17 protein-coding genes are annotated in these 20,198 nt (G+C 73.1%); 11 read left to right on the top strand and 6 right to left on the bottom strand.

What is annotated here, in order from left to right; translation table 11 throughout:
- Window positions 1–66 precede the first annotated feature (66 nt).
- The 7 genes from ACFQ6S_RS37115 (at window position 67) to ACFQ6S_RS37085 (ending at window position 8,358) form a co-directional block, all read left to right on the top strand.
- A complete protein-coding gene (locus ACFQ6S_RS37115; RefSeq protein WP_383419736.1) occupies window positions 67–828 on the top strand; it encodes a hypothetical protein in 762 nt (253 codons plus the stop codon).
- Entirely contained in the window at window positions 825–1,367 is a 543-nt protein-coding gene (locus ACFQ6S_RS37110; protein ID WP_383419510.1) for a SixA phosphatase family protein, read from the top strand. Before ACFQ6S_RS37115 ends, ACFQ6S_RS37110 begins: the two co-directional genes overlap by 4 nt.
- Window positions 1,368–1,438: 71 nt before the next feature.
- Window positions 1,439–2,065, top strand: a complete 627-nt coding sequence (locus ACFQ6S_RS37105; RefSeq protein WP_383419509.1) for a YigZ family protein — start codon at window positions 1,439–1,441, stop codon at window positions 2,063–2,065.
- Window positions 2,066–2,174: 109 nt separating this feature from the next.
- On the top strand, window positions 2,175–2,711 hold the full coding sequence (locus ACFQ6S_RS37100) for a hypothetical protein (RefSeq protein ID WP_383419507.1): 537 nt from the start codon (window positions 2,175–2,177) through the stop codon (window positions 2,709–2,711).
- Between the two features lie 58 nt (window positions 2,712–2,769).
- Window positions 2,770–3,921, top strand: a complete 1,152-nt coding sequence (locus tag ACFQ6S_RS37095; protein ID WP_383419505.1) for an aromatic acid exporter family protein — start codon at window positions 2,770–2,772, stop codon at window positions 3,919–3,921.
- A gap of 169 nt (window positions 3,922–4,090) precedes the next feature.
- On the top strand, window positions 4,091–5,254 hold the full coding sequence (locus ACFQ6S_RS37090; protein ID WP_383419504.1) for an exonuclease SbcCD subunit D: 1,164 nt from the start codon (window positions 4,091–4,093) through the stop codon (window positions 5,252–5,254).
- Window positions 5,251–8,358 (top strand): AAA family ATPase, encoded by a 3,108-nt coding sequence (locus ACFQ6S_RS37085; RefSeq protein ID WP_383419502.1) that lies wholly within the window; start codon window positions 5,251–5,253, stop codon window positions 8,356–8,358. The genes ACFQ6S_RS37090 and ACFQ6S_RS37085 overlap by 4 nt, the downstream gene beginning before the upstream one ends.
- Here the strand turns inward: ACFQ6S_RS37085 and ACFQ6S_RS37080 are convergent.
- Window positions 8,352–8,798, bottom strand: a complete 447-nt coding sequence (locus tag ACFQ6S_RS37080) for an Lrp/AsnC family transcriptional regulator (RefSeq protein ID WP_383419500.1) — start codon at window positions 8,796–8,798, stop codon at window positions 8,352–8,354. The genes ACFQ6S_RS37085 and ACFQ6S_RS37080 overlap by 7 nt on opposite strands.
- A gap of 94 nt (window positions 8,799–8,892) precedes the next feature.
- Here ACFQ6S_RS37080 and ACFQ6S_RS37075 point away from each other — a divergent pair, with 94 nt between their 5' ends.
- The 3 genes from ACFQ6S_RS37075 (at window position 8,893) to ACFQ6S_RS37065 (ending at window position 10,843) form a co-directional block, all read left to right on the top strand.
- A complete protein-coding gene (locus ACFQ6S_RS37075; protein WP_383419498.1) occupies window positions 8,893–9,375 on the top strand; it encodes a rhodanese-like domain-containing protein in 483 nt (160 codons plus the stop codon).
- A 56-nt stretch (window positions 9,376–9,431) separates the two neighbouring features.
- The gene (locus ACFQ6S_RS37070) at window positions 9,432–9,947 is read left to right on the top strand and encodes an immunity 21 family protein (RefSeq protein WP_383419496.1); all 516 of its coding nucleotides are present in this window, start codon (window positions 9,432–9,434) and stop codon (window positions 9,945–9,947) included.
- A gap of 62 nt (window positions 9,948–10,009) precedes the next feature.
- Window positions 10,010–10,843 (top strand): SDR family oxidoreductase, encoded by an 834-nt coding sequence (locus ACFQ6S_RS37065; protein WP_383419494.1) that lies wholly within the window; start codon window positions 10,010–10,012, stop codon window positions 10,841–10,843.
- Window positions 10,844–10,858: 15 nt separating this feature from the next.
- On the opposite strand, the gene ACFQ6S_RS37060 is transcribed toward ACFQ6S_RS37065, so the two are convergent.
- Both ACFQ6S_RS37060 and ACFQ6S_RS37055 read right to left on the bottom strand, forming a co-directional pair.
- Window positions 10,859–12,547: a DUF885 domain-containing protein gene (locus ACFQ6S_RS37060; protein ID WP_383419492.1), complete on the bottom strand. Its 1,689-nt coding sequence runs from the start codon at window positions 12,545–12,547 to the stop codon at window positions 10,859–10,861.
- 64 nt (window positions 12,548–12,611) lie between these two features.
- Window positions 12,612–13,118, bottom strand: coding sequence for an Lrp/AsnC family transcriptional regulator (locus ACFQ6S_RS37055; protein WP_383419490.1), 507 nt, complete (start codon window positions 13,116–13,118; stop codon window positions 12,612–12,614).
- Window positions 13,119–13,178: 60 nt separating this feature from the next.
- Here ACFQ6S_RS37055 and ACFQ6S_RS37050 point away from each other — a divergent pair, with 60 nt between their 5' ends.
- Window positions 13,179–14,444, top strand: a complete 1,266-nt coding sequence (locus ACFQ6S_RS37050; RefSeq protein WP_383419488.1) for a trans-sulfuration enzyme family protein — start codon at window positions 13,179–13,181, stop codon at window positions 14,442–14,444.
- Between the two features lie 12 nt (window positions 14,445–14,456).
- Here the strand turns inward: ACFQ6S_RS37050 and ACFQ6S_RS37045 are convergent, their stop codons facing one another.
- The 3 genes from ACFQ6S_RS37045 to ACFQ6S_RS37035 all read right to left on the bottom strand — a co-directional run bounded on the left by ACFQ6S_RS37045 (window position 14,457) and on the right by ACFQ6S_RS37035 (window position 20,080).
- Entirely contained in the window at window positions 14,457–15,890 is a 1,434-nt protein-coding gene (locus ACFQ6S_RS37045) for a GNAT family N-acetyltransferase (RefSeq protein WP_383419486.1), read from the bottom strand.
- A gap of 120 nt (window positions 15,891–16,010) precedes the next feature.
- On the bottom strand, window positions 16,011–18,674 hold the full coding sequence (locus ACFQ6S_RS37040; RefSeq protein WP_383419484.1) for a DUF6493 family protein: 2,664 nt from the start codon (window positions 18,672–18,674) through the stop codon (window positions 16,011–16,013).
- Window positions 18,671–20,080, bottom strand: a complete 1,410-nt coding sequence (locus tag ACFQ6S_RS37035) for an SWIM zinc finger family protein (protein ID WP_383419482.1) — start codon at window positions 20,078–20,080, stop codon at window positions 18,671–18,673. Before ACFQ6S_RS37035 ends, ACFQ6S_RS37040 begins: the two co-directional genes overlap by 4 nt.
- Between the last annotated feature and the right edge of the window lie 118 nt (window positions 20,081–20,198).

Genomic DNA, 20,198 nt, shown 5'->3' with positions numbered 1-20,198 from the left:
GACACCGATGACCAGCGCACTCCGGACGGAGCCGACTCCCGCCACGCCGCCCGGGAAGCGCGCCGGATGGCTGCGGACGACCGCGCCTGCACCTACGCTCGCTCCGTGCTGCGCATCATCGACGACCGAACCGGCGAGCCCGTCGACGCCGCGCCCGCCCGCCGGGGCCTGACCCGCGTCGAGGCGCATACGGAGGGCTTCGACGTCACCGCCCTGCGCGTGCTGCTCGCCGCCGACCTCCTCGTGCGTGCCCTGGAACTCGGCGGTACGCCGGTGTGGGCGCTGCTCGACGAGGAGCGGCAGCAGGCGGAGCTCCGGGCCGGCGCCGCGGCGCTGGGCATCCGGCCCTTCGAGGACGGCCGGGACGCCACCGCGGGCCTGGGCGAGGCACAGGTCATCCACGTGGTGCGCGAGGGCGGCGGCGCGGAACCCGACGGCGTACGGCTCGCGGTCGCACCGGTGCACTCGCAGGCACCGCCCGAGGACGCCGATCCCGCCGCACTGCGCCTCGCCCTGCTCTCCCGGCGCAGAAGCGTGCCCGTAGAGCTCGACGCGGCCGCCCTCAGCGACGCCCACGACACGCTGCTGCGCTGGCGCGGTGCCGTCGCCGCATGGGCACGGCAGCCGTCGCGGCCCATCCCCGACGAGGTCCGGGCGGAGCTGCGCACCGCCTGGGAGGACGACCTCGACCTGCCCGGGGTGCTCGGAGTGCTGCGCTGGGTGGAGAGCGCGTCCGACGTGCCGGACGGCGCCCGCTTCGAGACCTTCGCCTACGCCGACCGCCTCCTCGGCCTCGACCTCGCCCGCGACCTGGGAGGCCTGTCGTGACCGCGCACTTCGCAGCGGGCCCGCTGCGCCGGCTCATCGTCCTGCGGCACGCCAAATCCGCCTGGCCGGACGGCGTCGCCGACCATGAACGCCCCCTCGCACCACGCGGCCGCCGGGACGCCCCCGTCGCGGGCCGCATGATCGCCGAAGCCGACTGCCTGCCGGACCTCGCGGTGTGCTCCACCGCCGTACGCACCCGTCAGACCTGGCAGCTGGCCTCCGCCCAGTGGGGCACCCCGCCCCCGGTGCGCCATGACCCGCGGGTGTACGCGGCGGACGTGCCCGAGCTGCTGGAGGTCGTCCACGAGGCGTCCCCCGAGATCGGGACGCTGCTCCTGGTCGGGCACAACCCCGGCCTGGAGGATCTCGTCCTGGAACTCGCCGGGGACGCCCTCGCCGACACCCTGGAGGAGGTCCGCACGAAGTTCCCCACGTCGGCCATCGCCGTACTGGCCTGGCACGGCACCTCCTGGAGGGACCTCGCGCCCGGGACGGCGTTGCTGACGGGTGTGATGGTGGCGCGGGGCAAGAAGGAGTGAGGCGGCGGGCACGCGCGTGTGCCCGCACCTCCCGCGCGGGCCGCCGTGGACGCTCCGCATAGGCTGGCCGGATGCAGGACGAGTACCGCACCGTCGCCCGCGCGGGCGTGCACGAGACCGAGGTCAACCGCTCACGCTTCATCTGTGCGCTCGCCCCGGCGGCCACGGAGCAGGAGGCCCAGGACTTCCTCGCCGCCATCCGCAAGGAGCACGCGGACGCCACCCACAACTGCTGGGCCTACGTGATCGGCGCCGACGCCTCGATCCAGAAGGCCAGTGACGACGGGGAACCGGGCGGCACGGCCGGGGTGCCCATGCTGCAGATGCTGCTGCGCCGCGACATGCGCTACGTCGTCGCCGTCGTCACCCGCTACTACGGCGGCGTCAAGCTCGGCGCCGGCGGCCTCATCCGGGCGTACGGCGGAGCCGTCGGCGAGGCGCTGGACGCGCTCGGCACGCTCACGCGACGCCGCTTCCGGCTGGCCACCGTGACCGTCGACCACCAGCGCGGGGGCAAGGTGCAGAACGACCTGCGGTCGACCGGGCGCGAGGTGCGGGACGTGCGGTACGGGGAGGCGGTCACGATCGAGATCGGCCTGCCGGACGCCGATGTGGAGGCGTTCCGGGCGTGGCTCGCGGACGTGACGGCGGGAACGGCCGGGTTCGAGCTCGGGGGAGAGGCGTACGGGGACGCCTGAGACGGTCCCCCTTCTCGTCCCTGCTCGGGTGCGACTCCCGGATCATGCGTGCTGCCCGCCCCGGAACGGGTACTCGCCGAGTCGGCCCGCGATCGTGAAGGGACACGCCATGAGCAACCGAACGGGCTCCGACACGCGGCACGGCGTCTTCGCCCCGGGCGGCGGTACGTCTTACCTGGGGATCTACCTCAACGACCATCTCGCCGGTGCCACCGCCGGAACCGACCGGGCCCGCCACCTCGCGCGGTCGGACGACGGTTCCCCTCTCGTCGAGGTCCTGGGGCCGGTCGCCGACGAGATCGCCGAGGACCGGGTGAGCCTGATCCGCATCATGCGGCTGCTAGGTGTCCCGGTGCGGCACTACAAGGTCTACGCGGGCCGGGCGGCCGAGCGGGTGGGGCGGCTCAAGAGCAACGGCCATCTCGTACGCCGTTCTCCGCTCAGCACGCTGTGGGAACTGGAGGGGCTGCGGCTGGGTGTCGAGGGCAAGGCCGCCGCATGGGAGACGCTCCGCATGCTCGCCGACACCGACGCGCGCCTCGACCGGCGGCTGCTCGACGACCTGCTCGACCGCGCCCGGCGCCAGCAGAGCACCCTGGAGGAACTGCGCCGGAAGCAGGCCGAGACGGCCTTCCAGGACGCCTGACGCGCGGGGCGTGACGCCCTTGGTGGGTCAAGGCCCGCAGATGTGGCACCCGGCCCGCATGCAGGCGATGCGTGGAGCGGTGCCGCACGTCCGGCGGCTCATCAGGGCAGTAGGAGAGACCGTCCGGCTCGCGTGGGAGCGGCCGGGCCGTGAACGGGATCTGGCGGTTCAGGCCGTCAAGGCGGCGCTGGCCGCGTGCGTGGCTTGGGCGGTGGCGGGCTGGTGGCTGAAGATGCCGATGGCGTTCGTCGCGCCGTGGGTGGCGGTCGTGCTGGTGGAGTCGACGGTCTACCGGTCGATCGCGCACGGGCTGCAGCAGCTGGCGGCCATCGCCACCGGGACGGTGGTGGCCACGGGCGTCGCCCTCATGCTGGATTCCCCGATGGCGGCGATGGGCCTGGTGCTGCCGGCGGTGGTGCTGCTGGGCAACTGGCGGCGCCTGGGCAGCCAGGGCATCTACGCGGCAACGGGCGCCCTGTTCGTCCTGACCGGACCGGTCACCCTCGCCGGGTCGGCGGCCCGGATCGCGGAGGCGGTCTTCGGCGCACTGGTGGGCATCGCGGTCAACGCCCTGATCCGGCCCCCCGTCTACCTGCGCGGCACTCGCGTCGCACTCGAGGGCGCGGCCCGCGAGGCGCAGGAGATCCTCGATGCGGTGGCCGACCGGCTGACCGCCCATGAATGGGATGCCCGGGCGGCGGCGGAGCTGCACGAGCGGGCGCTGCGGCTGTTCCGTCTCGTGGAGCAGGCCCGCTCCGCGGTCGGCTGGAGCCGCGAGAGCCTGCGCGTCAATCCCCTGCCCCGCGGCCGTGCCCTGGCCCCTCCCGGTCAGGACTACGACGACGCGGTCACCGTCCTCGACTACGTGGCCGTACACACCACGGGCGTCACCCGCGCCCTGCTGGAGGCCAGTGCCGACGATCGGCCGGAACCGCGACCGGGCCCGGCGGTCACCGAGTCGTACGCGGAGTTCCTGCGCAACAGCGCCCGCGCGATCCGGCTCTACCCCCAGAGCCGGTTCTCCCCGGGCGGTCACGACCGGCACGCGGACCACGAGCTGCGCGAGGTCGTCGACGACATGGTCCACACGCTGGACGCGCTGCGGGCGAGGCTGCGCGGCGGGGTGCTCGAAGACCCCGATGCGCTGGCGACCCACGGCACACTGCTCACCCAGGCGCGCCGCCTTGCCGACCAACTGGTCACGCGCTGACACGCGCAGCGCGAGTACTGCTGCACCGCCGACCTTGTGATCTTTCGGGCATGTTGGTCATATCCGGTCAAGTCCGAACCGTGAACAGGTGGGTGCAGGAACGTTCATGACGGGGCGATACGGGAGTAACCGCTCGTGCTGTCAGACCCGGCCGTTAGTCTCGGGGATCATGAGACTGCTGCACACTTCCGACTGGCATCTCGGCCGGGCGTTCCACCGGGTGAACATGCTCGGTGCCCAGGCCGAGTTCATCGGCCACCTCGTCACGACCGTGCGTGAGCACGGCGTGGACGCGGTGGTCGTGTCGGGAGACGTGTACGACCGGGCCGTGCCGCCGCTCGCCGCGGTCGAGCTGTTCGACGACGCCCTGCACCGGCTCGCCGACCTGGGTGTGCCGACGGTGATGATCTCCGGCAACCACGACTCCGCGCGGCGGCTCGGCGTGGGCGCGGGGCTGATCGACCGCGCCGGCATCCATCTGCGGACCGAGGCGTCGGCGTGCGGCACACCCGTCGTGCTCCAGGACGACTTCGGCGACGTGGCCTTCTACGGCCTGCCCTATCTCGAACCGGCCCTGGTGAAGGACGAGTTCGGCGTCGACAAGGCCGGGCACGAGGCCGTTCTCGCCGCCGCCACGGACCGGGTGCGCGCCGATCTCGCCACACGCGCGCGCGGCACACGGTCGGTGGTCCTCGCGCACGCCTTCGTCACCGGGGGCGAGGCCAGCGAAAGCGAGCGGGACATCACGGTCGGCGGAGTGGCCGCGGTGCCCGCCGGGGTCTTCGAGGGTGCCGACTACGCGGCGCTGGGGCATCTGCACGGCTGCCAGACGATCACCGAGCGCGTCCGCTACTCCGGCTCGCCGCTGCCGTACTCCTTCTCCGAGGCCGACCACCGCAAGAGCATGTGGCTCGTCGATCTGGACGCCGACGGAGCGGTCACGGCCGAGCGGGTCGACTGCCCGGTGCCGCGTCCGCTGGCCCGCATCCGCGGGACGCTGGAGGAGCTGCTGGCCGATCCGGGGCTCGACCGGCACGGGGAGGCATGGGTCGAGGCGACCCTGACGGACACGGTGCGACCCGCGGACCCCATGGTCCGTCTCACCGAGCGGTTCCCGCACACGCTCAGCCTCGTCTTCGACCCCGAACGGGCGCCGGACGATCCCGACGTGTCCTATGCGCGGCGGCTGGCGGGCCGCAGCGACCAGGAGATCGCGGAGGACTTCGTGGCGCATGTGCGCGGAGCCGGACCCGACGTGCACGAACAGGGCGTGCTGCGGGACGCGTTCGACGCGGGGCGGGCGGACGAGGTCGTGCGGGAGGTGGCGCGATGAGGCTGCATCGCCTCGATGTGACGGCGTTCGGGCCGTTCGGCGGCTCCCAGTCCGTCGACTTCGACGCGCTGTCGTTGGCCGGCCTGTTCCTGCTGCACGGACCCACCGGCGCCGGAAAGACGTCCGTCCTGGACGCCGTCTGCTACGCGCTCTACGGCTCCGTGCCGGGCGCCCGCCAGAGCGGCCAGGGCATGACCCTGCGCAGCGACCACGCCGCGGCCGGCATCCGCACCGAGGTCCGCCTCGAACTGTCCGTCGCGGGACGCCGGCTGGAGGTCACCCGGCAGCCGCCCTGGGAGCGCCCGAAGAAGCGCGGCTCGGGCACGACGCTCGACAAGGCACAGAGCTGGCTGCGCGAGTACGACGCGCAGACCGGGAGCTGGAAGGACCTCAGCCGCTCGCACCAGGAGATCGGCGAGGAGGTCACCCAGCTGCTCGGCATGAGCCGTGAGCAGTTCTGCCAGGTCGTGCTGCTGCCCCAGGGCGACTTCGCCCGCTTCCTGCGCGCCGACGCCGAGGCCCGCGGCAAGCTGCTGGGCCGCCTCTTCGACACGCACCGGTTCGCCGACGTCGAGAAGCGCCTCGCCGAGCGTCGCCGGGCCGCCGAGACCCAGGTGCGCGACGGCGACGCGGCGCTGCTGGCCGACGCGCACCGCATGCAGCAGGCAGCAGGCGACGCCATGCCGCTGCCCGACCTGGTGCCGGGCGAGCCCGGTCTGGCCGACGCCGTTCTCGGCGCCGCCGCCGTCGCCCGCAGCACCGCCCGCGAGCAGCTGACCGTCGCCCACTGCCGCCTCCTGGCCGCCGAGTCCGCCCAGGCCGCCGCCGACCGCACCCTGGGTGACGTACGCGAAGTGGCGCGGCTGCAGAGGCGGTTCGCCGAGGCCCAAGGGCGGGCCCGGCTGCTGGACGAGCGGGCCGACGCCCACCGCGAGGCGCAGGCGCGTATGGAGCGGTCCCGCAAGGCCGAGATGGTGGCACCCGCACTGGAGCTGCGGGAGGCCGCCGACGCGGAGCACCGGCAGGCGGCCACGGCACAGGCACGCGCGCGTGCGCTGCTGCGGGGCACGTTCGGTGGGGGAGCGGCCGGGTTCCGGCCCGGCGGCGATCTCGGCTTCGAGCGGGCCGCCTCCCGGTCTCAAGGCGATCTCGGCATCGAGCAGGCCCTCTCCGAGCCTCAGGGCGATCTCGCCGAAGCCGGTGCTGTCGGGCTGGCCGCCGCCGCGCGGCGCGTCGCCGAGGAGCTGGGCGGGCTGGAGTCGGCTCGTCGCGGCGAACGGCGGCTGGCCGAACTCGTCGCGGAGCGCGCGGACCTGGACCGTCAGGAACGGGCGGACGACGATGTCCGGCTGGATGCGGAGACCTGGCTCGTCGGGTGGGAGGAGTCCCGGGCGGGCCTCCAGGCGCGCATCGAGTCCGCGCAGGACGCCGCCAACCGCGCCGACCAGCTGGCCGTGCAGCGCGAGCCCGCACGGCAGCGGCTCGCCGCCGCGCGGATGCGCGACCAACTGGCCGGCGACACGGACACGGCCGCACGTCAGACGACCGAGGCCCAGGGGCAGGCCCTCAAGGCCAAGGCGCACTGGCTGGACGTCAAGGAACAGCGCCTGAACGGCATCGCCGCCGAACTCGCCGCACAGCTTCAGGACGGTGAGCCCTGTGCCGTCTGCGGCGCCGTCGACCACCCCGCACCCGCCCGCAAGGACGCCGGACACGTCGACCGGGAAGCCGAGGAGCGGGCCCTGGCCGCCTACCAGCGGGCGGAGGAACGGCACACCGAGGCAGAAGGACGCCTGGGTCTCGTACGCGAAGCCCTGGCCGCGGCCACCGCCGAGGCCGGTGACAAGCCGACAAGTCGACTCGCCCAGGCGGCCGACGAGTTGGAGCAGCAGTACACGAAGGCCCGCAGGGACGCCTCGGCGCTGCACTCCGCCCACGAGGAGCTGCGGCGGGCCGAGGCGGAACACGAGCAGCGCACCGCCGTCCGCCAGCAGACGGAGGTCCGGGCCGCCGCCCGGGTCGGCCACCGCGAGCGGCTGGACCGCGAGAAGACCGCCCTGGAAACCGAGTTGGCCGAGGCCCGCGGCACCGCCGACAGCGTCGCCGCGCGCGCCACGCAACTGGAGCGCCGGGTGGCAGTGCTCACCGAGGCCGCCGAGACGGCACGCGCCGCCGAGGACACCGCCCAGCGGCTCAAGGACGCCGACGCCCGCCTCGCCGACGCCGCCTTCCGCGCCGGCTTCGACACCCCGCAGGCCGCGGCCGCCGCGCTCCTCGACGACGCCGCGCACCGCGATCTGCAACGACGGCTGGACGCCTGGCAGTTCGAGGAGGCCGCCGTCCGTGCTGTCCTGGCCGAGGCCGACACCACGGCCGCCGCCCAGCAGCCGCCCGCCGATCTCGTGACAGCGGAGCGGACCGCCTCCGATGCCGGCCGGCACGCGCGCGACGCCGCCTCCGCGCGCGACGCCGCCGCCCGCCGCTGCGCCGAACTCGACCGGCTGTCCGCCCGTACGGTCGCCGCCATGCGCCAACTCGCCCCGCTGCGCACCGAGTACGACCGCGTGGCCCGCCTCGCCGCGCTCACCGCGGGCACCTCGGCGGACAACGAACGCAAGATGCGCCTGGAGTCGTATGTGCTGGCGGCCCGCCTGGAACAGGTCGCCGCCGCCGCGACCGTACGGCTGCAGCGCATGTCGTCCGGCCGCTACACCCTCGTCCACTCCGACGACCGCACCGGCCGCGGCCGCAGTGGTCTCGGACTGCACGTCGTCGATGCCTGGACCGGCCGCGAGCGGGACACGGCCACCCTCTCGGGCGGCGAGACCTTCTTCGCCTCACTCGCCCTCGCCCTCGGCCTCGCGGACGTCGTCACCGACGAGGCCGGCGGCGTCCGCCTCGACACCCTCTTCATCGACGAGGGCTTCGGCAGCCTCGACGACCAGACCCTCGACGAGGTGCTCGACGTCCTCGACTCACTGCGCGAACGCGATCGCAGCGTCGGGATCGTCAGCCATGTCGCCGATCTGCGGCGGCGGATCCATGCGCAGCTGGAGGTCGTGAAGGGGAGGTCGGGGTCGGTGCTGCGGCAACGGGGTCACTGACCGAGCGGCCGTCGCGGCAGCGGAGACGAATAGACCACGCTCGTCGTCACCGAGCCGAGTGTGCCGATCTTGCCGGAGATCTCCTCCAGGTGCCGCATCGAGCGGGCCGCGACCTTGATCACGAAGCAGTCGTCGCCCGTGACGTGGTGGGCCTCCAGGATCTCGGGCGTGGTGGCGACCAGGTCGTGGAAGGGCTTGTAGTTGCCGTTCGGGTAGCGCAGGCGTACGAAGGCCAGGATCGACAGGCCGAGCCGGTGCGGGTCCACCACCGCGGCGTAGCCCTGGATGACGCCCGCCTCCTCCAGCCGACGCACCCGTTCCGTCACCGCGCTCGGAGACATGGACACGGCACGGGCCAGCTCGGCGAAGCTGGCGCGTCCCTCGCGCTGGAGAACGTCGAGGATGCGCCAGTCGGTGGCGTCCGGGGAAAACGTGGTCATGGGCGAGAGATAGCAGGGGAATCGCCGGTGGTTCAAGGGGAGCACCGGGGATTCCTTCTTCAGGCAGTGGATCACCGGCCGTAGGTTGGTGGGCATGACGACCGCTGCCACCACCGCCAACCCCGTCCTGCGTATCGCGCCCGCCGCGCCTGCCGAGGCCGTCGCCCACTTCCGCGCGAGCCTCGCCTTCCACGCCGACGTGTCCGACGTCGCCGCCGCGCTGGCGGCCGGCGGCGACCCCGGATTCGTCGTCGTGGACTCCCGCTCCACCGAGTCCTGGGACCAGGGCCACATCCCGGGCGCGATCCACCTGCCCACCGCCCTCATCCCCGAACAGGCCGAGCAACTCCTCGACAAGTCCGTGCCCGTGGTGACGTACTGCTGGGGCCCCGGCTGCAACGGCGCGACCCGCGCCGCCCTCGCCCTCGCCGAACTCGGCTACCGGGTCAAGGAGATGCTCGGCGGCTTCGAGTACTGGGCACGGGAAGGCTTCGAGTACGAGACCTGGCAGGAGCGCGAGCGCCGTACGCCCGATTCGCTGACCGCACCGGTCGACGCCGGCAACTGCGGCTGCTGAGGGCCAGTTCGACACGGTGAGTTTGCGGATCCGCTGTGCGTGTAGGTTCTGCTGCCATGGTGAGATACGCGGATCCGGGCGCCGTGGAGTGGATCGAGTCGGGCGGCGGCCCCCTGATAGCCGTACCGGAGACGGTGCTGCCGTTCTGGGCGGGCGCCGACGGCGACGAGACGGCCTCGGACTACGACCGGGCCTGTGAGGTCGACGGATCCGTAGGACTGCTGCCCGTGGGAGACAGCGCGGCGCTGGTGTTCGGTGACGAGCCCGCCTCGACCTCCTATCTGCCCGACCACGGCACCTTCGTTCGGTGGTGCGCGGCGGACTCCGAGGCGGAGCTGCTGGCCATGGTGCCGGGCGCGCTCACCACGGCGGACTGGGGACACGAGGTGCGCTGGAAGGTGCCGGGGACGGTGGTGCTGTTCGACTCGGCCTGGCCCGGCCCGGAGACGGAGCGGAGCGAGCATCTGCGGGTGGCCCTCGAGCCGGGGGCGTACGCCGTGCGCGCCGCTCAGGTGCAGCCCGGCCCGGAGACCTGGCTCGGGCTCGTCCAGCTTCGTCGACTGCGGGATTGACAGACCGGCCTTGGGCGAAAAGGGCGTGCGCCGGACCGGCCCGTTCCCCATCATGATCTGCCATGTCCCTACTCCCGCACCCCGCCCCCGAAGACCTCCGTCGCGACCCCCTGCCGCTGCGCGGACGTACCGCCCTGGTGACCGGGGCCAGCAGACGGGCGGGCATCGGGCATGCCGTGGCCCGGCGGCTCGCCGCCTACGGGGCGAGCGTCTATCTGCACCACCATGTGCCGCACGACGCCGCCATGCCCTGGGGCGCCGACCGGCCGGAGGAGGTCGTCGCCTCCGTGCGGGAGGCGCTCGGTGATCCCGATGCCCAGGTCCATGCAGGCCCCGGCGACCTCTCCGACCCGGCCGCGCCCGCCGAACTGATCGCCACGGCCGCGTCGGCGCTCGGCGGACGGCTCGACATCCTCATCGCCAATCACGCGGTCAGCGGCTCCGACGGCACCCTCGACGAGATCGACGCCGCCATGCTCGACACGCACTGGGCGGTCGACACGCGGTCGGTGCTGCTGCTGGTGCAGGCCCACGCCCGGCTGAGGCCGGCCGGTCCCGGTGGCCGGGTAGTCATGATGACCTCGGGCCAGGACATCGCCGGCGGTATGCCCGGCGAGATCGCCTACGCGCTGCAGAAGGGTGCCCTCGCCTCCATCACGCGCTCCCTGTCGACCACGCTCGCGGGGCAGGGGATCACGGTGAACACCGTCAACCCGGGCCCCGTGGACACGGATTACCTGACCGGCGAGGCGTACGAGGCCGTCGCGGCATGCTTCCCCGCAGGTCGCTGGGGCATGCCGGACGACCCGGCCCGCCTCATCGCCTGGCTGGCGACGGACGAGGCGGGCTGGATCACCGGTCAGGTCATCGACTCCGAGGGCGGATTCAGACGCTGATCACCAGGCGGACCGTCAGAGCGCGGACAGCTCGTCCACCAGGTCGTCCAGGCCCAGGGAGCCCTGGGACAGGGCCGCCATGTGCCACGCCTTGAGGTCGAAGGCGTCGCCGTGCCGCTCGCGCGCCTTCTCGCGGCCGAGCAGCCACGCCCGCTCGCCCAGCTTGTAGCCGATCGCCTGGCCCGGGATCGTCAGATACCGGGTCAGCTCGCTCTCCACGAAGTCCGCCGGACGGCTGCTGTGCGCGCCGAAGAACTCCTGCGCCAGCTCGGGAGTCCAGCGCTCGCCCGGGTGGAAGGGAGAGCCGGCCGGGATCTCCAGCTCCAGGTGCATGCCGATGTCCACGATGACCCGGGCCGCCCGCATCATCTGCGCGTCGAGGTAGCCGAGCCGGTGCTCCGGGTCGGTGAGGAAGCCGAGCTCGTCCATGAGCCGCTCCGCGTACAGTGCCCAGCCCTCGGCGTTGGCGCTGACCCCGCCGATGGTGGCCTGGTAGCGGGAGAGGTTCCCGGCGACGTACGTCCACTGCGCGAGCTGGAGGTGATGGCCGGGCACGCCCTCGTGGTACCAGGTCGAGACCAGGTCGTAGACCGGGAAACGGGTCTGGCCCATCGTCGGCAGCCAGGTGCGGCCCGGACGTGAGAAGTCCTCCGAAGGGGCGGTGTAGTACGGCGCCGCCGCACCTCCGGGCGGAGCGATGCGCGACTCCACCTTCCGCACCGGCTCGGCGAGTTCGAAGTGCGTGCCGTCCAGCTTCTCGATCGCCTCGTCCATCAGGCCCTGGAGCCACTCGCGGACCTCGTCGACGCCCTCGATGTGACGGCCGTGCTCGTCGAGATGGGCCAGCGCCACCCACGGCGTCGCGGCGCCCGGCAGGATCTTCTCGGCCTCCTTCTTCATCTCCCCGAGGAGACGGTGGTACTCGGCCCAGCCGTACGCGTACGCCTCGTCGAGGTCGAGGTCGATGCCGTTGAAGTAGCGGGCCCCGCGGGCGTAACGCTCGCGGCCCACCGTGTTCGGCGCGCCCTCGATGGCCGGCGCGTACACGTCGCGCATCCAGTCCCGCAGCTCCACCACGGCGGCCGTCGCTCCGCGCGCGGCCTCGTCCAGCTCTGCGCGCAGGGAGTCCGGCCCGGCCGAGACGAAGTCCTCGAACCAGCCGCGCCCCTCGCCGGTGTCGGCCCACTCGGTGAGCTGCTCGACGAAGGTGGCGGTCGGGCGCGGCGCCGCGTACAGCTTGCGCTCCAGGCCCAGCTCGAGGGTCTCGCGGTAGCCCGCGTACGCGGTCGGTACCGCGCGCAGCCGCTCGGCGATCGCCGCCCAGTCCTCCTCGGTCTGGTTCGGGGTGACGGCGAAGATGTCGCGCACCGAATGTGCGGGCGTGGCCATGTTGCCGACCGCGCGCAGACCCTCGTCGGCCTCGTGCACGGCGAGTTCCGCGGTCAGCCGCTCGCGCAGCAGGCGCGCGCACCGGCGCTCGATGTCGCTGTCCGCGCCGGGTCGGCGCTCGGCCTCGTCGAGCCGGGCGAGCGTGGCCCGCTGGAGCTGTGCGAGCGCCTCCTGGCCCGCGGGGGAGAGGTCGGGGAGTTTGCCCGAACTCTCCTTCACGCCGAGATACGTACCGGTGACCGGGTCGAGGGCGATGAGGTCGTCGACGTACGCGTCGGCGACCTCGCGGGGAAGCGGGCTGTTGGTCTCAGACATGCGGTCCATCCTCATACGGCGACCACTGCCGCGTCAGCCCGGTTTCACCGGGCCTTGTCCCGAGTCAGGCCGATTTCGCTGAGGGCGTGCTTCGCGGGGCGTCGGGTGGCAGCAGCGGACCGCAGTCCCACTGCTGGAAGATCAACCGTGTCTCCACCCGCGCCACTTCGCGCTGGGAGGTGAACTCGTCGAGGACCAGCCGCTGCAGGTCCGCCATGTCCGCGACCGCGACATGGACGAGATAGTCGTCCGGCCCGGTGAGATGGAAGACGGTCCGTGACTCCGGCAGCGCCCGGATCCGGTCCACGAACGGTCCCACCAACTCCCGACGATGCGGCCTGACCTGCACGGACAGCAGCGCCTCAAGCCCTCGCCCGAGTTTGGCCGGATCCAGCCGGAGCTGATGGCCGAGGATCACGCCCGAACGGCGCAGCCGCGTCACCCGGTCCAGACACGTCGACGGCGCGACCCCGACCTGCGCGGCGAGATCGCGATAGGTGGCCCGGGCGTCGTTCTGCAGGAGCCGCAGCAGATGCAGATCGACCGGATCCAGTACGACAGATTCGGCCATTGGTCGAACGTAACACGGGATTCGCACACCTGATCCCGGTCACTGTTCACTCTTCCGGCCATGGACCCATCGATCAGGGAGGCGTACGACCGCATGCCCGGGTACGACGACGCACGCACCGCACCGAGAGCACTCGCCACCGAGGCCGTGCACGCCGGCCGTGACGACCTCGCCCGGCAGGGCCTGCACGCCCCGCCGATCGACCTGTCGACCACCTACCCCTCCTACGACAGCCGCGGCGAGGCCGCCCGTATCGACGCGTTCGCCACGACCGGCGCCGAGCCGGACGGCCCACCTGTATACGGCCGCCTCGGCAACCCGACCGTCGCCCGCTTCGAGACCGCCCTGGCCCGCCTGGAGGGCACCGAGTCCGCCATCGCCTTCGCCAGCGGGATGGCGGCGCTGACCGCGGTTCTTCTCGTACGGGCCTCGATGGGCCTGCGCCATGTCGTCGCCGTACGTCCGCTGTACGGATGCAGCGACCATCTGCTCACCGCCGGCCTGCTGGGCTCGGAGGTGACCTGGACCGACCCCGCCGGGATCGCGGACGCGCTACGGCCGGACACCGGCCTGGTCATGGTGGAGTCCCCGGCGAACCCGACCCTCGCCGAACTCGACCTGCGGGCCGTGGCCCACGCCTGTGGCTCTGTCCCGCTGCTCGCGGACAACACCTTCGCCACGCCCGTGCTCCAGCGCCCAGCCGGACAGGGCGCACGGCTGGTGCTGCACAGCGCCACCAAGTACCTCGGCGGGCACGGGGACGTGATGGCGGGCGTGGTGGCCTGCGACGAGGAGTTCGCCGGGCGGCTGCGGCAGGTGCGGTTCGCCACGGGCGGCGTGCTGCATCCGCTGGCCGGCTATCTGCTGCTGCGCGGTCTTTCGACCCTCCCGGTCCGGGTCCGGGCCGCCTCGGCGAACGCCGCCGAACTCGCCCGTCGCCTCGCCGCCGACCCGCGTGTGGCCCGTGTCCACTATCCGCGCATCGGCGGCGCCATGATCGCCTTCGAGGTGCACGACGACCCGCACGAGGTGATCGCCGGCGTCCGTCTGATCACCCCCGCCGTGAGCCTCGGCAGCGTCGACACCCTCATCCAGCACCCGGCGTCCATCAGCCACCGCATCGTGGACGCGGACGACCGCCGGGACGCCGGGGTGAGCGACCGGCTGCTGCGGATGTCGGTGGGACTGGAGGACGTGGAGGACCTGTGGGCGGATCTGGACGGCGCGCTGGCGCGCCCCCGAAGGGGCGCGGAATCGCATCGATCTGCGGCTCAGCCGCGGGGCGCGACCGGCCACCACACACCCGCGGCCGCCGGTCGGCCATGACCGCGACGGCGCTCAGGCCGTCCCCAGCTCCCTCGCGTTCGACAGCCGTTCCGGGGCCTGCTCGTCCCGGGGCGCATCCAGCCGGGCAGTGATCACCAGGGTCCCCTCCTCGATCTGATAGTCGAGGGGGAGACCCAGCCCGCGCATCGCCGCGACCATCCCGGTGTTGGACGCCTGCGTCACCGCGTACACGCTCGCGCAGCGCGCCTCGACCGCCATCGCCACCAGCCGGCGCAGCAACTCACCGCCGATTCCGCACCGCTGCCAGGCGTCCTCGACGAGCAGCGCGATCTCCGTCTCGTCGCCGTCCCAGAGCAGATGCCCGAGGCCGACGACGCGCCCAGAGGCGGTCCGCACGGCAAGCGTGCGGCCGAAGCGCGGGCTGAGCAGGTGGTTCAGATAGCGGTCCGCGTCACCGATCGGGCCGTGGTAGCGCATCCCGAGCGTCCGCGCGGAGCACCGCTCGTGCATCTCCTTCGCGGCCTGGAGATCACCGGCGTCCGCGCGGTGCACGGTGATGTCGTTGCCCTTGGGCAGCGTCAGCACGTCCTGGCCGCGCGGCACGCGCGGGCCGAGCCGGGCGTCCAGCTCCACCAGCGCCCGCGCCCGCGCGAACTCGGTCGGCGTGAACGGCAGATACGGCCGCTCCACCGTGATCACTCCGCCCTCCGGTGCCCGCAGCCGCATCACGGTGTCCTCCAGTGCCCCTTCCACCGGCACCGGTTCGGGACGCCGGCTGCCCACGGCAGGCACCGCGGGCAGCGACCGGATGGTGCACCGGCCCAGCAACTGCCGTAGCGCCAGCGGCAGTTCCGCCGCGTCCAGGGCGGTACGGGTGGCAAGGCCCAGCACCCGGGTCGGTGCGTCCACCAGGTCATGGGCGTCGGCCCGCTCGATCCAGGTGCCGTCACCGCCGGCCGCGGAGACCGCACGCGCGAGGTCTGCCGCCGCGAGTCCTCCGGGCGCACGCAGCAGGAACTCGTCGACCGTGCCCTCCGCCAGCGGATGCGTCTGAAGGCTCAGGATGTCGACCCGCAGCTCGGCGAGCGCCATGCACAGCGCGGCCAGCGACCCCGGTTCGTCCCTCACCGTCGTCCGCATCCGCCACAGCGCACCCTCCTCGGAGACCGTCGCGGTCGTCTCCCGCGGCTGGTCCGACGGCCCGGTCTGCGCCTCGGAGCGCGGCCGGGCGCCGGTATCACTTGTCGGGGGTGCGTGACCCTGGCGGCGTGTCCGCCATAGGTGGAACCCCGCCGTGGCGACCAGCAAGGCCGCCGAGGTCAGCAGCAGGGCCGGTGCGCCGGGTCCGTGTCCGTTCAGGGTCGCCACGGCCTCGGCCACCGCCACCGCCGACAGGACGGCGGCGAGTTCCACCACGTTGCGCCGCCAGTGGTGGACAGGACGTCCGTGCCTCGCACGCGTCACATCAGATATGTCTCGACTCATGCACCCACTGTGAAGGAACGGTGTTGCGTGATCACGAACGCTTTGTGACCGGGCGGTAAAGAGCACCTATGTCGTGTTTGTGACTTTTTCAACAGTCTGGGACGGTCCGCTGAGGATGTGTCACGCGGCCAACTCCTCCACCAGCGTGCTGTGCAGTCGCCTGGCCTGCGTCACGACCCGGGACGAGCCCCGCCGCTCCGCCGCCCCCGCCAGGTGCGGCAGCTCCTCGCGTGCCCCCGTTCGCTCGGCGCATTCCGCCGCGACGGCCAGAAGGTCGGCGAGTCCCCGTGCCGCGGTGGCCGCCTCACCGGTCGCGAGGTCGGCGAGCAGGACGGGCAGGGTGTGCCGCAGTACTCCCCAGACGGTGGCGTGCGCCCCCGTGGCCACCGCAGTCCGCGCCGAGTCGACGAGCCGCGACGGCTTCACGGCACCGCGTCTCACCAACTGCCCCAGATCCGCGCCCAGCCGGTCCGCGTCGAGCTGCCCGCGCGCCGCCAGCACCAGCAAGGCGTCCACGGCGGCGAGCCGGTCCTCGGGGTGCCGTGCGCCCAGTCCGTAGGCCACGCACAGGTGCACCGCCTCACCGGCCTCGCCGTCCGACTCGGCCAGCTGCGGCAGGATCGCCGCCTCACCGCGGGTGTCGTCGACGGCGACCGCCGAGAGGTCGCGCAGCATCCGGACGGCCACCAGCTCACGTTGCTCGGGCAGCAGGGCGAGCCAGTGCGGCCGCATTCCGTCGTTCCAGTGGTAGCAGTGCCAGCGGTCCCGGTAGACGCTCACGGGCCGCCCCAACGAACCGAAGTCGGACGGGAAGTCCTCTTGTAGCTCGGCGATCTCCCCGGACTCGACGAGTATGCGGTCCCCGGCGGTCCGCAGCTGATACGTCGGCGCGAAGGCTCCGCCGGCGTTCAGCCACCGGGCGAGGCGCATCCCCTCCGTGGTGCCGAGCGCTGCCGCACGCTCCGCGGCCGCCTCCGCCGCCGCACGGTCGCCGCGCCGGACCCGCAGCAAGGCCTGCGCGAAGTCCGTCGCCGACACCCGCGCCCCGAGGCGCCGGTACTCGTCGAGACGTGTCACCAGCTCGTCCGGCTCCAGCAGTCCGGTGCCCCAGGTGGGCGTGGACAGCAGAAGCGGCAGCGGGTCGGTGCTGAGCCGGTACGCCACTTCCCAGATACGGGCCTCGAAGGCTCGGGCGAGCGGGCCGTGGCCGCAGTCGCCGGTGACGGTCGTCCCGCGTCGGAGGGTGTTGTGGAGCGTCGAGGCGGGCACCTTGCCACGGAGCGTGGCCAGGAGGAGTTCGAGACCGTGCGCCGCGTTGAACAGGCCGTGGCGTCTGATGAAGTAGTCGTCCACGCTGAACGCGTACTGCGGGTTCCGCTCGTCCCACCAGCGCTGGACGACGACGGGTTCCAACGCCTCCAGCAGCGCGTCCCGGTCGCCGTACCTGTGACGCACGAGCCCGTCCAGGGCCCGCTCGAACGCCGCCACGTCACCACCGGATGCGAGCAACGCTCCGACCTCTTCGGCGAGTTCCGCCGCAGACTCGGGCGCCGGCGCCAGACGCACCGGCGCCGGTGCGGGAGGCAGGACCTCCTCGTACGTGACCGGTTCCGACCCCTCGGGGGACGCCCCCAGGCTCTGCGCCGCGCGCTTGCGAAGGGTCGGGATCAACTGGTCCGCGGCCGCGGCGAGTTCCTCCCGCACCTCGGCGGTGCCGACCCTGCGGACATGCCGCTCCACCAGCTTGAGCGCCCGCTCCTGCACGTCCGAGTCCTCGTGCCCGAACGCCTGGGCGGCGACGGGCAGCAGCTCATCGCTGGTGGACGCATCCCGGGCGATCACCTTGCCCAGCAGGACCAGCTGGGCGCGCACGAGCTTCTTCTCGGTGCGGAACAGGACCGCACCCGACATCTCGGCCAGCTGATGCGCGGTCAGTTCACCGTCCAGGGCGAGCGACGCGAGCACCGACTGCGCGTGCGCGGCCACGACGGACGCGGCGTCGGCGGCCAGGGCCAGCCAGTCGGCCGTGTGCTCCCGCTCCTCGTCCCGGGTGAGGGCGAGCGCCTGGAGCATGCGCAGGAACACCCGGTGGTCCGCGACCGGACCGCCCCGCAACAGCCGGGCCAGGCACGCGTCGACCGTCGCCCTCCGGTCCAGCGCACCCTCGACGGTGAGTCGCGCGAGCGCCTCGGTCCAGCTGTCCGGACCCTCGACGGCGGTCCATGCCAGCCGGCTGCCGATGTCGTTCGTCTCGAACAGCGCGGCCGTGAGCTGCGCGAGGTGCGGGTCCTGGCGCAGCCGGGCCAGGACGGTGTCGCCCCGCTGCCAGACGTGCCCGGTGTGCTCCACCCAGCCGTGGACGTAGGCCTCCGTCGTCGGCACCGGACAGCCGGAGAGCCGGACCAGGCCCGCCATCAGCTCGTACGGCACCCGCGCCGTCAGCGGTCGCTCGGCGATCCGGTGCGCCACGACGCCGAGCCAGCCCGGGGCTCGGTCGCCCAAGACGTCGATCAGGACACTCGGCGACGCGGGCCACCACCGCATGTCGGCGGCGGCCAGCCAGCTCGCGACACCGGCCGCGCCCGTCTGGCACGCGGCCCCCGCCGTATGCAGCGCGGGATAGGCGCGACGGGCCTGCGAGGTCCACTGATCAGCCCTCAGCTCCTTGCGCAACTCCTTCAACTGCGGGAAGAACGCTCGCCGTTCGGCGTCCGTCATCCCGTCCAGGAGGCTCACCACCTCGGCCGTCCGCCCCGCCCGTACCGCGTCCATCAGTGAAGTCATCGCGCGTCCCCCTCGACTCGTGCCATGTCCCGCTCCGTCGCGGCGACACCGCGCCGCACCATCCGCACCGCCAGCGCGTGCTTGCACGGCCCGCGCCCGCCCCGGTACTTCGCCCACCACAGACAGCTGCAGCTGAGCACCCCCGCCTCGTCCCGCACCCGGTGCACATGCCCGTCCTCGGCCGTCACGGTTCCGATGGCGCCGTGCAGCGCGACCGCGCCCGCCGCCACCAGTGCCCGTGCCGAGCGCAGCCGAGGGTTGTGCCGCTCCACGCGCTCGGCGTCGTAGGGCAGCTCACGGTGGAAGTAGGCCGCCTCCGCCGTGTCGTACCCGACCCGCCCCGAGGTGCCCAGGCGGACAAGGGCCGCGCGGACCCGCTCCGGTGTGAGCCCCGAGGCCGCGGCCAGGTCGGCGACATCGACGCGGGGCTCCCACGCGAGGAGCACCGCGATCAGCTCCGCGTCCTCGGCGGCCTCGTCCGTCGCCAGCGCGTCGAGGACACCGCCCTCGCCGGAAAAGCCGCGCGAGGCGTCGGGGGACAGCGTCAGCGTCAGCCGCATACCCGGCAGGACCGCCTCCCAGGCACTGGCCGTGGCGGACGCACCGCCGGTGACCGAGGGTCCGTACACCCGCAGGGCGATGGCATGGCGCAGCACCCGCTGGAGCGCGATGAGCCGCTCCGGACCCGGCAGGCACACCGCGCCGGGCACCGCGCGCGTGGTCGGCCGAAGTCCGTTCCCCGAGGGCACCACCCACCGCGGGCCGACCGAGGCGCCCCGCGCCCCACCGCGCGGCAGCGCCCGCAGGAACCGCACCGCCTCGGCGGCCGGCAGCTCCGCCCGCAGATCGAAGCCGGCCGCCATCACCTGTGCCTCGGCGAAGCCGCGCAGCCAGCGGTCCGGGAGGGGCACCTTCTTCTCCACGACCGGGCCGTCCAGCGTGGTCACCGCCAACTCCTCGGGTCCCACCCGGAGATGGAGCGGATCGTCCGAGCCGATTCTGGACAGGGCCTCGCGCAGCGGGTTGTTGACGTCGACGTTGGTCGTGCCGTGTCCCACCTCGCCGCCGTCCAGGCCCGGCTCCAGCACGTCCAGGCGGGCGTACACCCCGCAGCAGCCGGAGAAGGACTCGAAGCGCAGCCGGTCGCCGTTGCCCGTCACGACCGGGTCCAGCGAGGCACGCAGCTGGCGCTGGTAGTACCGAGCGGCCGCCACGTCGGCCACCGCGAGCAGCGCGGCCGACGCCACCTGAGGAGACGTCAGAAAGCCCGTGAAGAACTGCGGATGGTCCCGCATGCCCGAGGGCGTCGCACCCCGTGAGGTCTCAAGTCCCAGCCGCTGCCCACCCGCTGCGGACTCCAGCACGGAGGGTCGTCGATAGGCCACGGCCTGCAAAGATCGCGTCATGGAAAAACCGTAGAGGCGACCACTGACAATCGGCTCTGACCTGCGAAAACGCCCTGCCGACAGGCGAGTTCGCCGGCGTCGGCTCCCGGACATACGAGTGCCGCGCACCAGGGGATGA

This window comes from Streptomyces sp. NPDC056479, assembly GCF_042795335.1.
GTDB lineage: Bacteria > Actinomycetota > Actinomycetes > Streptomycetales > Streptomycetaceae > Streptomyces.
This window is presented reverse-complemented; position numbering and strand designations above follow the sequence as displayed.

Coding starts and splice junctions, on each gene's coding strand:
- ACFQ6S_RS37115 (WP_383419736.1), top strand. CDS start 67: ATGGCTGCGGACGACCGCGCCTGCACCTACGCTCGCTCCGTGCTGCGC.
- ACFQ6S_RS37105 (WP_383419509.1), top strand. CDS start 1,439: ATGCAGGACGAGTACCGCACCGTCGCCCGCGCGGGCGTGCACGAGACC.
- ACFQ6S_RS37100 (WP_383419507.1), top strand. CDS start 2,175: ATGAGCAACCGAACGGGCTCCGACACGCGGCACGGCGTCTTCGCCCCG.
- ACFQ6S_RS37095 (WP_383419505.1), top strand. CDS start 2,770: ATGCAGGCGATGCGTGGAGCGGTGCCGCACGTCCGGCGGCTCATCAGG.
- ACFQ6S_RS37090 (WP_383419504.1), top strand. CDS start 4,091: ATGAGACTGCTGCACACTTCCGACTGGCATCTCGGCCGGGCGTTCCAC.
- ACFQ6S_RS37085 (WP_383419502.1), top strand. CDS start 5,251: ATGAGGCTGCATCGCCTCGATGTGACGGCGTTCGGGCCGTTCGGCGGC.
- ACFQ6S_RS37080 (WP_383419500.1), bottom strand. CDS start 8,798: ATGACCACGTTTTCCCCGGACGCCACCGACTGGCGCATCCTCGACGTT.
- ACFQ6S_RS37075 (WP_383419498.1), top strand. CDS start 8,893: ATGACGACCGCTGCCACCACCGCCAACCCCGTCCTGCGTATCGCGCCC.
- ACFQ6S_RS37070 (WP_383419496.1), top strand. CDS start 9,432: ATGGTGAGATACGCGGATCCGGGCGCCGTGGAGTGGATCGAGTCGGGC.
- ACFQ6S_RS37065 (WP_383419494.1), top strand. CDS start 10,010: ATGTCCCTACTCCCGCACCCCGCCCCCGAAGACCTCCGTCGCGACCCC.
- ACFQ6S_RS37060 (WP_383419492.1), bottom strand. CDS start 12,547: ATGTCTGAGACCAACAGCCCGCTTCCCCGCGAGGTCGCCGACGCGTAC.
- ACFQ6S_RS37055 (WP_383419490.1), bottom strand. CDS start 13,118: ATGGCCGAATCTGTCGTACTGGATCCGGTCGATCTGCATCTGCTGCGG.
- ACFQ6S_RS37050 (WP_383419488.1), top strand. CDS start 13,179: ATGGACCCATCGATCAGGGAGGCGTACGACCGCATGCCCGGGTACGAC.
- ACFQ6S_RS37045 (WP_383419486.1), bottom strand. CDS start 15,890: ATGAGTCGAGACATATCTGATGTGACGCGTGCGAGGCACGGACGTCCT.
- ACFQ6S_RS37040 (WP_383419484.1), bottom strand. CDS start 18,674: ATGACTTCACTGATGGACGCGGTACGGGCGGGGCGGACGGCCGAGGTG.
- ACFQ6S_RS37035 (WP_383419482.1), bottom strand. CDS start 20,080: ATGACGCGATCTTTGCAGGCCGTGGCCTATCGACGACCCTCCGTGCTG.